Genomic DNA, 10,952 nt, shown 5'->3' with positions numbered 1-10,952 from the left:
ACTTAACCGAAAATGTTATTAACTCGCTTTGCGATAGACGAACTTTCTTGGATCTATTTGCTGTCCGTTTCGTAAAACTTCGTAATGCACGTGGGGACCAGTTGAACGGCCTGTGCTTCCCATACTGGCAATTTTATCGCCTTTGGCAACGACGTCACCTAGGTTTACTGACATAGATTTGTTGTGTCCATAGCGGGTTCGAAGACCATTTCCATGATCAATTTCGACTAACCCACCATATCCAAGCATATTTCCAGACCACGTTACTACACCTGCAGCAGTTGCAATAACATCGCCGCCTTCAGTGCCCGCAAAATCAATACCTTTATGCATTGTTCTACGACCATTAAAAGGGTCATTCCGTAAACCGTAGGGCGAAGATAACCAACCTTTAGAGATTGGTCGCCCTGATATATAACGTTCTTCATCTATATGGAGATTAGTTGAGACTGTTTCAAGTAGAGACAGTTGAACATTATTATTATCAATTCTTGATACCAGCTGTGTCATATCGTTCAACAGTTGGTTTATTTCCACGCCAGCGCCCATTTCACTCAGCCCACCGACACCCACTTCTGTGGCAAAGTCGAATTGATCTTCAAGTAAATTATTTTCAGCAACTTGCTGACCGAGCGCTTCGAGACGGGTAATTTTGGCTTGCATAGAGGCGACATGAGTCACCAATGTAGCTAATTGGGTTTCTGTTGCTTTTTTGAGATTTACGACCTGCTGCTTTTGTTGTTCGCGCAGCTTTTGATTTTCATCAACTTTGGTCTGTTGTTTAGCAAAACGCTCAACATTTTGGTGATAAATGCCGGTTCCTGCTGCAACTAATAGAATAGGTAGAAGTAACCAACGCTTGCTAGGATGCCAGCGCGTAACTCCATTTCGACCTTGAATAAAAACTGTTACACTCATAGCCTAACTCAGCCATCTTATTATCATATGAAAAAGCCCCCTCAGGATCTCAGTAGATTACTACATCAATCAGGAACATTACCGGCATTTGCTGAAAAAGCAGAACTGTTAAACCAGCTTAATAATTACGTAAAGCAAAGTTTAAATGGTCCTGTTGCTGAACAGCTAAAAGTCGCTAATCTTCGTCAGGGTGTTCTTGTTATTGAAACTACTTCGGCTGCATGGGCTGCTAGAATAAACTTCCAAAAGACCAAACTTCTGCAACAACTTAAAGAAGAGACACTTCCAATGCTTACCGCAATAGAGGTTAAAGTCAACCCAGGGTTAGCAATAACACCAAGTAAAGCCACAACTAATTACGCAAAAATCAGCCCTGCTGCTGCAGAGCACCTGCAGACATTGGCTGATCACGTAGAAGGTTCACTAGGCGAAAAACTAAAACGGCTGGCTGCATTAGCCAGCCGTAATAGGCAATCTTAACTACTTTATGCTAAAGATGCGGCACCTGGCACCATAAAGCTTAAAGGAACATCAACTTCATTTTCGAAGCTAACTAACTCCCAGGCTTCCTGTTGAGCCAGCAATGCTCTAACCAATTGGTTATTCAAAGCATGACCCGTTTTATATGCACAGAACTCACCAACGATGGCATGACCTGCAACATATAAATCACCAAATGCATCTAAAATCTTGTGCTTAACGAATTCGTCTTCATATCGCAGACCATCAGGGTTAAGGACTCGATACTCATCAAGCACTACAGCATTTTCCATGCTGCCGCCAAGTGCTAAGTTATTGGCTCGAAGATATTCAATATCTCTCATAAAACCAAATGTTCTAGCACGGCTGATATCTTTAACAAAAGCCGATGTTGAAAAATCCATAATCATGTGTTGTTGACTACGTGAGATTTCAGGGTGATCAAAGTCAATTTTAAAATCAACTCTAAAGCCTTTAAATGGCTTTAATTCAGCCCATTTATCTCCGTCTTCAACACGTATAGTCTTATTGATTTTGATATATTTTTTAGCAACCGCTTGCTCTTTAATACCTGCACTTTGCAGTAAAAAAACAAACGGACTTGCACTGCCATCCATAATCGGGATTTCAGGAGCATCAACTTCAATAACTGCGTTATCAATGCCAAGGCCTGCAAGCGCTGCAAACAAATGTTCGATAGTTGAAATGCGAACACCTTCATCATTCACCAATGCCGTACACATTGTTGTTTCACGCACTAAATGCGCCTTTGCTGGGATTTCCACAGCAGGGCTTAAATCAGTACGTCGAAGTACGATACCAGTATTGACAGGTGCGGGCATAATGCAAAGAGTTACCTTGTTGCCGGAATGAAGCCCGACACCAGTACTCTTCACCATTTTTTGAACAGTTCTTTGAAAAATCATTCAGTTACCCGTTTTAATCACTTTAAAATAAACATTCACAAGCTAAATACACTGAGTTCACCCAGTAAGCTGAGGCCGTATACTACCATAAAATTGGCTTTTCACAAAAAAAATACCATATAGTAGTTTTTAATACGCCTCTACTTACACAAGCAACATTCTATCAACATCTTAGTTATTCAACATTTTAACTTTGCTGTCAGATTTAAATTAATCTGCTTGCTTACGTAAAAATGCAGGGATATCTAAATAGTCACCGTCTACACGTGTAGCTGGTTGTGCTACTGGCTGTTGAGCTGGAACAGCATTGCCCGTAGGCGCCACATAACTTGCTGTAATATGCTCATCAGCTTGCTCAACTTTCGCTTCAATAGGTGCTGGCTCTGGACGTGAAACCGGTTTAGTGACTAATTGAATATCAGGCTTTTTCTCAGCGCCAATACCAGTAGCAACCACGGTGACACGAAGCTCTTCACTCATTTCAGGATCGATTACTGCGCCAACGACTACGGTAGCATTATCAGATGCGTAAGCTTTAACATGGTTACCCACGGTTTCTAACTCTTCAATACTGATATCCATACCGGCAGTAATATTGACCAATACGCCACGGGCGCCAGCTAGATCAATATCTTCTAGTAATGGACTTGCAACAGCCGCTTCTGCCGCTTCTTCGGCACGGTCATCGCCAGTTGCTACGCCAGTACCCATCATGGCATTACCCATTTCAGACATCACTGTTTTAACATCGGCGAAATCCACGTTGATTAAACCTGGACGGGTAATTAACTCAGCAATACCTTGGACTGCACCTAGTAATACATTATTAGCTGCAGCAAATGCGTCTAATAATGATGTACCACGACCCAATACTTTTAATAGTTTTTCATTTGGGATCGTAATTAATGAGTCAACATGCTTGGCAAGTTCAGCAATACCTTGCTCAGCAAATAACATGCGTTTTTTGCCTTCAAATGGGAAAGGCTTTGTCACTACTGCAACGGTCAGAATACCTTCTTCACGCGCAATTTCTGCAACAACAGGGGCTGCACCAGTACCGGTACCACCACCCATACCTGCAGCAATAAAGATCATGTCAGATCCTTTAATCGCAGCACGAATGTTTTCTTTATCTTCTTCAGCCGCTTGACGACCAACATCAGGATTTGCTCCAGCACCCAATCCTTTAGTGACATCACGTCCTAATTGAATAGTAGAGCCAGCACCTGACTTACGTAATGCCTGAGCATCCGTGTTTGTTACGATAAACTCAACACCTTCGATGCTGTGCTTTACCATATGTTCGACTGCGTTTCCGCCGCCGCCACCGACGCCGATGACTTTGATCACCGCTTCGTCGTTATGAGTGTCCATGATCTCAAACATAGTCTGATCTCCGTTTGCCTGCGTTATTAAAATTCACCCTTAAACCAGCTTTTGACCCGATTCAAAAGACTGGTAACCCCTTGACGCTCAGGTCGCTCGAACTGACGTTCGATTACGCGTCTGGCGCCATAATGAAGCAAACCTATTCCTGTTGAGTAAATAGGTTGATCTACATATTCATTTAACCCTTTAACAGGTAGTGGTGTCGCTACCCTTACTGGCATCCCGAAAGTTGCTTCTGCAATATCTACAGCACCTGTAATCGATGACGTACCACCTGTTAAAACGATCCCTGCAGCGATTTGATCTTCTAAACCACTGTCGGTTAATTCTTTCAATACTAATTCAAATAGCTCTTGATACCTTGGCTCAACCACTTCCGCTAACGTATGTCGTGACATGCTGCGTGAAGGTCTACCGCCAACTGAAGGCACTTCAATACTATCTTCGCGACTTACCATTGCGCTTCTCGCGCTGGCAAACTGTACTTTTATCTGTTCAGCGTGCGTCAACGGTGTACGGAATATTTTTGCAATATCACTTGTCACTTGATTGCCGGCTACTGATATCACAGCGCAATGTCTTAATGCACCGTTGGTATAGACTGCTATATCGGTGGTGCCACCACCGATATCCACAATACATACCCCTAAATCTTTTTCATCATTGGTTAGCACTGAGTCTGCTGATGCAATACCTGAGAAAACAAGGTCATCAACGGTTAAACCGCAGCGCTCGACGCTCTTAGTAATATTTTTAGCCATATCATTTGCGCAGGTAACAATATGCGCTTTCGCTTCCATACGCATACCTGACATACCAATAGGGCTCTTAATACCATCTTGAACATCAATTGAATATTCTTGAGGTAACACATGAAGGATTCTTCGCTCTGTCGGGATCTTTACCGAACGCGCAGTATGGATAACATTTTCCACATCTTCTTGTGTTACTTCTTCATCATTAATCGACACCATTCCATTTTCATTTTGGCATGCAATATGTTTACCTGAAATACTTAAGTAAACAGATGAAACCTGACAGTCTGCCATCAGTTCAGCTTGATCTAGTGCTCTTTGCACACTGCGTACAATAGAGTCCAGATCATTTACGCCACCCTTATCCATACCGCGAGATGGATGATTACCTAAACCGACCACGCTTATCTCACCGTCGGGTAGCACTTCACCAATGATTACTGCCACCTTAGAGGTGCCAATATCCAAGCCTACGATAAGATTTCTTTCCTGATTCTTGGTCATTTAGTGTCGACTCTCTGTTTTAGTATCATCCCAGCCCACAGCTACACCTGTGTCATAGCGTAAATCTATCGTCGCTATTGGCTTGTCATTTTTGGTTATTTCAGGGTAAACATTAATAAATCTTTGTATTCTCGACATCTTATCTTCCCTGCCAATTTCAAGCAGGATGCCATTATCCAGTGTCGCATGCCAAGCATGACGAGGACTTAAACTTAAACTCGCGAGTTTAAAACCATTAATACTTAATAAATCTTCTATTTGCTGATAGCTAGTTAACACTTCAGCTGACATTTCTTCTGGTCCAGACAACATAGGTAAAGCATTGATCGTTGGATGAGATTGGGCAACAAACACTTCGCCATTCACATTAAGCCAATCATCACCATTCCAATGGGCTACAGCATGTTGCTCTTGCAACGTCACTTTCAATTTTGCCGGCCACTCACGCCTTACCGAAGCGTGATAAACCCAAGGTAATGACTCTAATGCCTCCTGCACTTCCTCTACGTCAGCACTAAAAAAACTCCGCTGCATTAATTCCTGTAGTGCTGCTTGAATTTCGGAGTCTGTGGTATATAACCTTTCGCCTCTTACTGCTACTGCCTCAATAGGCAATGCATCAGCATCATTCAATAGCACATTCAACTTAAAACCAGCTAAAAAAATTGTCATTAGTACAATGAGTAAAAACACTAACCCCGTATATAAATACCAATTAATTTCATTTAAATGGCCTTTTAACTGGCGAGCTTTGTCACTCCACGCCACGGTTACTGCAACTCCAATTTATACAATGTCAATTTCAATTTCATGCAGTCATTCACCATTATATCTAGCATACCGCTCGTATTAAAGATTATATTTTACAACCATTTATAGACTGTAAGTTATTCAGCATTATTTTCAATGATAGCAGTATTAAAACCCAAGTTCGTCGCTGCAAGCTGCTTTGACAAAGCGCCAATATTGCCCGCGCCTTGGGTTAATAATAAATCACCTTCTTGCAGTACATTTGGCAACACATCTACCAGTAATTCAGGTGAAGCCACAAATATAGGGTCTACTTGGCCTCTTAAACGAATCGAGCGGCATAAAGCTCTGCTGTCAGCGCCAGGAATTACACTCTCACCTGCTGCGTAGACATCCAGTAATAACAATCCGTCCACTTGTGATAGTACTTCAACAAAATCTTCATATAGGTCACGAGTACGGCTATAACGGTGGGGCTGATAAGCCATCACTAAACGCTTATCAGGCCAACCTGCTCTTACCGCTTTTATGGTTGCAAGCACCTCGCTTGGGTGATGACCATAGTCATCCACAACCATCACTTTACCGTTAGCAGTATCAAACTCACCTAGGTGCTGGAAACGACGGCCAATGCCTTCAAATTCTGCAAGAGCGGTAACAATAGCTTCATCGTCAATTTCATCTTCCGTTGCCACAGCTATGGCCGCTAAAGCATTTAGCACATTGTGTTCACCAGGAAGATTTAACACGATATCTAAATCATCACGGTTTTTACGACGGACACTAAACTGACTCTGATGCCCCACTTGATTAAAATTAAGAGCCTGCACATCTGCATTTTCACTAAACCCGTAAGTGACAACTTGTCTACCGACTCTAGGCATTATCTCTTGAATAACTTCATCATCGATGCACATCACTGCGACACCATAGAAAGGTAAGTTATGTAAAAAATCGATAAAAGTCGTTTTCAATTTTTCAAAATCACCGTCATAGGTATCCATATGGTCAGCTTCGATATTGGTAATCACACTTACCATTGGTTGTAAGTGCAAAAAACTGGCATCACTTTCATCTGCTTCAGCAATCAAATAACGGCTTGTGCCCAATCTAGCATTGGTACCTGCGCTATTTAATAACCCGCCAATAACGAATGTTGGATCACGTTCTGCTTGTCCGTATACACTGGCAATCAAACTTGTTGTCGTCGTTTTACCGTGTGTGCCCGCAATGGCAACACCATGACGATAACGCATAAGCTCAGCTAACATTTCTGCGCGGCGAACAATCGGAATACGTTGCTCTTTTGCAGCTATAATCTCTGGATTTTCAGTATTGATTGCAGTTGAGACAACCACCACATCAACATCAGTAACGCTTTGTGCTTGATGGCCAATAATGATCTTAGCACCTAAACTCTCAAGCCTTTCTGTTACGGTGTTGTTAGCGATGTCAGAACCACTAATGTGATAACCTTCATTCACTAATACTTCAGCAATACCCCCCATACCAGCGCCACCAATACCGACGAAATGGATTTTTTTAACCCGTCTCATCTCAGGGATCATTGTGCGTAATTGGGCGTACTTTTCTGTTTTAATCATGTTAATCCTTTCGTGCTAATTCAGCACAAATACTGGCGACACGTTGGGTTGCATCTAATACTGCAACACTTCTGGCTTGATGTGCCATTTGAGAAACTACGTGTCGATTTTCAGCAAACAAATTGAGTTTTTCAGCCAAGTTATCTGCATTTAATATGGTTTGCGGTAATAAAAATGCCGCTCCAGCTTCTACTAATACTGAAGCATTTTTAGTTTGATGATCATCCACTGCATGTGGATATGGCACCAATATACTGCCACGCCCGACAGCTGCTAATTCTGATACGGTTAATGCACCAGAACGGCAAACAACGACGTCAGCCCAACGATAAGCCGCTTCCATGTCATCAATAAACTCAGCAACATTGACGCTAGCTGCTTGACCTTTATCTTGGTAAAGCGCTTTAACCTTAGCTTCATTGCCTTTACCAACTTGATGCCACACCGTCACTGAGTGCTGCAAACTCAAATGAGCGACAACCTCTGGCATAACATCATTAAATACTTTTGCACCTAAACTGCCGCCAACAACTAACACTTTCAGTGCTTCATCCTCAGCGAAAACTAACTCTTGGCCTAACTCAACTAATTCCTGTCGAATTGGGTTACCAACAACTTCAGCGTTAACAGCCGGTAAAAAGGTATCAGGAAATGCGCACAGTACCTTGTTAGCGATTTTTGACAGCAGCTTATTAGTCATTCCCGGAATCGCATTTTGTTCATGCAACACTAATGGAATGCCAGACAATTTAGCGGCTACACCGCCAGGACCACTGGCAAAACCACCCATGCCCAAAATCACATTGGGTTCATAATCATTAATGAACGACTTCGCTTGCATAATAGAACGTAAAATTTTAAATGGCGCTGCTAATTTTCGAATGATGCCATTGCCTCTAACACCTTTAATATCGATAAATTCAATATCAAACCCGTGTTGAGGGACTAACCTTGCTTCCATTCTGTCAGCCGTACCTAACCAGCGTACTTGCCAACCTTTATCTGATAATGCTTTTGCGACAGCGAGTGCAGGAAAAACATGTCCGCCAGTCCCACCTGCCATCACCAATAACTTGGGTGCACTTGTCATATTAGGGCTCATTTCTTTACTCTCCCTTGCACCGCTTGAATCAAACTTAATCGTCGTTCATAGTCAATTCGAATTAATAACATAACTGCTGCAGTCATGACCCACAAACTACTGCCACCATAACTAATAAACGGTAGTGTTAGACCTTTTGTTGGCAACATACCAATACTTGCACCCACGTTAACTACTGTCTGAAAACAAATCCAAATACCGATGCCATAAGCTAAATAACTTTCAAATGGACGTTGAATGCTCAAACACAAGTTACCTAATCTAATCGCTCTAAATGCGACAAAAAATAGCACACTCAAGACACAAACAATGCCAACAAAACCCAGCTCTTCGCCAATGACTGCAAAGATGAAATCGGTATGAGCTTCAGGTAAATAAGATAACTTTTGTATGCTGTTACCTAAACCTTGCCCAAATAAATCACCACGACCATAAGCCATTAGTGACTGTGTTAACTGGTAACCACTACCGAATGGATCTTCCCAAGGGTCAAGAAAAGACGTCACCCTGCGCATTCGATAAGGCTCAAAAACCACCAGAAAAATAAACGAACCAATACCAAAAAACATCAACACTAAAAAGTCTAAGATTCTCGCCCCTGCCAAAAATAACAAACTGACAGTACATACAAACAATACAACCACAGTGCCTAAATCGGGTTGTGCAAGAATCAACAAGGCGAATAAAGTAAATACAATAATAGGCTTGATAAAACCCTTACTGTTCTCTCTTAATTCACCGTGACGACGGACTAAATATCCCGCCATATAAATAATAAATACAAATTTTGCTATCTCTGCAACCTGGATCCGCACGGGCCCAATTGCCAACCAACGTGTCGCCCCATTAACGGTAGTGCCAACGAGTAACACCGCGACCAACATAACCAGTACGATTAACACCAAATAGGCGCTATATCGTTCCCATATTTTCATTTCAATATTGAGCACAGCATAAGCAATGACAACACAACCCATTAAGTACGCTATATGGCGATAAATAAAATGAAACGGGTTGTCAGTTAACTTTTGGGCTTCTGGCATAGAAGCCGACATCACCATCACAAACCCAAAAGCGATTAGTCCAGCGACAGCAACAAATAAACTTCGATCGTAAAGCTGCTCACTCGGTGCGCTTTCCGATAATACATTCGGCCAGAAGCGCTTAAGATTTTTTAGAAATAAGCTGAACTGCTCACCCCTCGCCATCTTCAATCAGCCCCACCAATTGTTTAAAGTCATTACCACGAGCCATGAAGTTTTTATACATATCAGTACTTGCACATGCAGGAGACAATAATACAATGTCACCTGAGAATGTTATTTCAACCGCTTTATTTACGGCTTCTTCAAGCGTACTAACTTCGATACTTTCAGGCTTTAACTTAGCGATTTTATTACCGTCTTTACCAAAGGTAATGAGCTGGGTGACATTATTTAATGATTCAGTCAGCTCTTTAAAGTCAGCACCTTTACCTTCTCCTCCAGCAATTAGGATTAAATCGCCTAAGTGATCACTTAAGCCATTCAATGCCGCAACGGTTGCCCCAACATTGGTCGCCTTAGAATCATTGATATAGGTAACACCTTGCTTGATCCCAACCATTTCACAACGGTGTTCAAGACCGCTGAAGTTAGTGGCGATATCAATCATAAATTGCTTATCGATCCCGCAAGCATCAGTTAACGCCATTGCGGCCAATAAATTTGACTGATTATGACTACCGATTAAGCTCACATCATGTAAATTCATGATTTCACTTTCGCCATGGAATATTTTTCCATCAACTAAGCCCCAGGCATCACCTTCTGGTACACCCAAACCAAATGTATTTTGATTGGTCGGTTCATCAGGCGCTGTCAGTGGATCATCACGATTAAACATCACAAAACGACTTTGTTGATATAAACGCAACTTAGCCGCACGATATGAATGAATATCATGGTAGCGATCCATGTGATCTTCACTGACATTCAAACATGTTGCCGCCACACAATTTAAACTAAAGGTGGTTTCTAACTGAAAGCTTGATAATTCAAGAACATAAATGTCAGCATCCGTGGTCAATAAATCCAACACAGGGATGCCAATATTACCGCCAACAGCGACTTTTTTACCTGCTGCTTTCAGCATTTCATAAACCATGGTTGTCACCGTGGTCTTACCGTTTGAGCCCGTAATAGCAACTACACATGGAGACTTTTCGGCTAGCGCTCTAGCAAACAGTTCAACATCACCAATGACTTCAATGCCCATATCCATTGCCGCACGAATCTCTGGCGTATCAACTGGAATTCCTGGACTAATAATAATCTGCTTAGCTTGCACCAATGAACGACAAACAAAACCACCCGTTAATAACTCAACATCAGGAAACTCATGAGCTAATGTCTCGCTTCCTGGTGGTGTTCTGCGACTATCCATCACTAATGGGGTAATGCCTTGGGACATCAAATAGCGCACAACAGAAAGTCCTGTTGCCCCTAATCCCAATACGATGTGTGAATAGCATGTTTGCATTGCT

Annotated in this window: 10 protein-coding genes; 1 reads left to right on the top strand and 9 read right to left on the bottom strand. The window is 42.1% G+C overall.

The window, feature by feature from the left end:
* Positions 1-18: 18 nt before the first annotated feature.
* Entirely contained in the window at positions 19-918 is a 900-nt protein-coding gene (locus FPK91_RS15760) for a M23 family metallopeptidase (RefSeq protein WP_144212234.1), read from the bottom strand.
* A gap of 27 nt (positions 919-945) precedes the next feature.
* Between FPK91_RS15760 and FPK91_RS15755 the strand changes: the two genes are divergently transcribed.
* Positions 946-1,398, top strand: coding sequence for a DUF721 domain-containing protein (locus FPK91_RS15755; protein ID WP_144212232.1), 453 nt, complete (start codon positions 946-948; stop codon positions 1,396-1,398).
* A 5-nt stretch (positions 1,399-1,403) separates the two neighbouring features.
* Here the strand turns inward: FPK91_RS15755 and lpxC are convergent, their stop codons facing one another.
* The 8 genes from lpxC to murD all read right to left on the bottom strand — a co-directional run bounded on the left by lpxC (position 1,404) and on the right by murD (position 10,948).
* The gene (lpxC, locus tag FPK91_RS15750) at positions 1,404-2,324 is read right to left on the bottom strand and encodes a UDP-3-O-acyl-N-acetylglucosamine deacetylase (RefSeq protein ID WP_144212230.1); all 921 of its coding nucleotides are present in this window, start codon (positions 2,322-2,324) and stop codon (positions 1,404-1,406) included.
* Positions 2,325-2,534: 210 nt separating this feature from the next.
* Complete coding sequence (gene ftsZ, locus FPK91_RS15745; RefSeq protein ID WP_144212228.1) at positions 2,535-3,710, bottom strand: cell division protein FtsZ; 1,176 nt, start codon at positions 3,708-3,710, stop codon at positions 2,535-2,537.
* Positions 3,711-3,736: 26 nt separating this feature from the next.
* Entirely contained in the window at positions 3,737-4,972 is a 1,236-nt protein-coding gene (gene ftsA, locus FPK91_RS15740; RefSeq protein ID WP_144212226.1) for a cell division protein FtsA, read from the bottom strand.
* The gene (locus FPK91_RS15735; protein WP_144212224.1) at positions 4,973-5,740 is read right to left on the bottom strand and encodes a cell division protein FtsQ/DivIB; all 768 of its coding nucleotides are present in this window, start codon (positions 5,738-5,740) and stop codon (positions 4,973-4,975) included.
* Between the two features lie 119 nt (positions 5,741-5,859).
* A complete protein-coding gene (murC, locus tag FPK91_RS15730; RefSeq protein WP_144212222.1) occupies positions 5,860-7,326 on the bottom strand; it encodes a UDP-N-acetylmuramate--L-alanine ligase in 1,467 nt (488 codons plus the stop codon).
* 1 nt (position 7,327) lies between these two features.
* On the bottom strand, positions 7,328-8,416 hold the full coding sequence (gene murG / locus FPK91_RS15725) for an undecaprenyldiphospho-muramoylpentapeptide beta-N-acetylglucosaminyltransferase (protein ID WP_144214478.1): 1,089 nt from the start codon (positions 8,414-8,416) through the stop codon (positions 7,328-7,330).
* 8 nt (positions 8,417-8,424) lie between these two features.
* Entirely contained in the window at positions 8,425-9,636 is a 1,212-nt protein-coding gene (ftsW, locus tag FPK91_RS15720; RefSeq protein ID WP_144214476.1) for a cell division protein FtsW, read from the bottom strand.
* On the bottom strand, positions 9,623-10,948 hold the full coding sequence (murD, locus tag FPK91_RS15715; RefSeq protein ID WP_144212220.1) for a UDP-N-acetylmuramoyl-L-alanine--D-glutamate ligase: 1,326 nt from the start codon (positions 10,946-10,948) through the stop codon (positions 9,623-9,625). Before murD ends, ftsW begins: the two co-directional genes overlap by 14 nt.
* Between the last annotated feature and the right edge of the window lie 4 nt (positions 10,949-10,952).

Source organism: Shewanella donghaensis, assembly GCF_007567505.1.
Taxonomy (GTDB): Bacteria; Pseudomonadota; Gammaproteobacteria; order Enterobacterales; family Shewanellaceae; genus Shewanella; species Shewanella donghaensis.
Note: the sequence above shows the minus strand (reverse complement) of the source record. Positions and strands in the feature narration are given on the sequence as shown.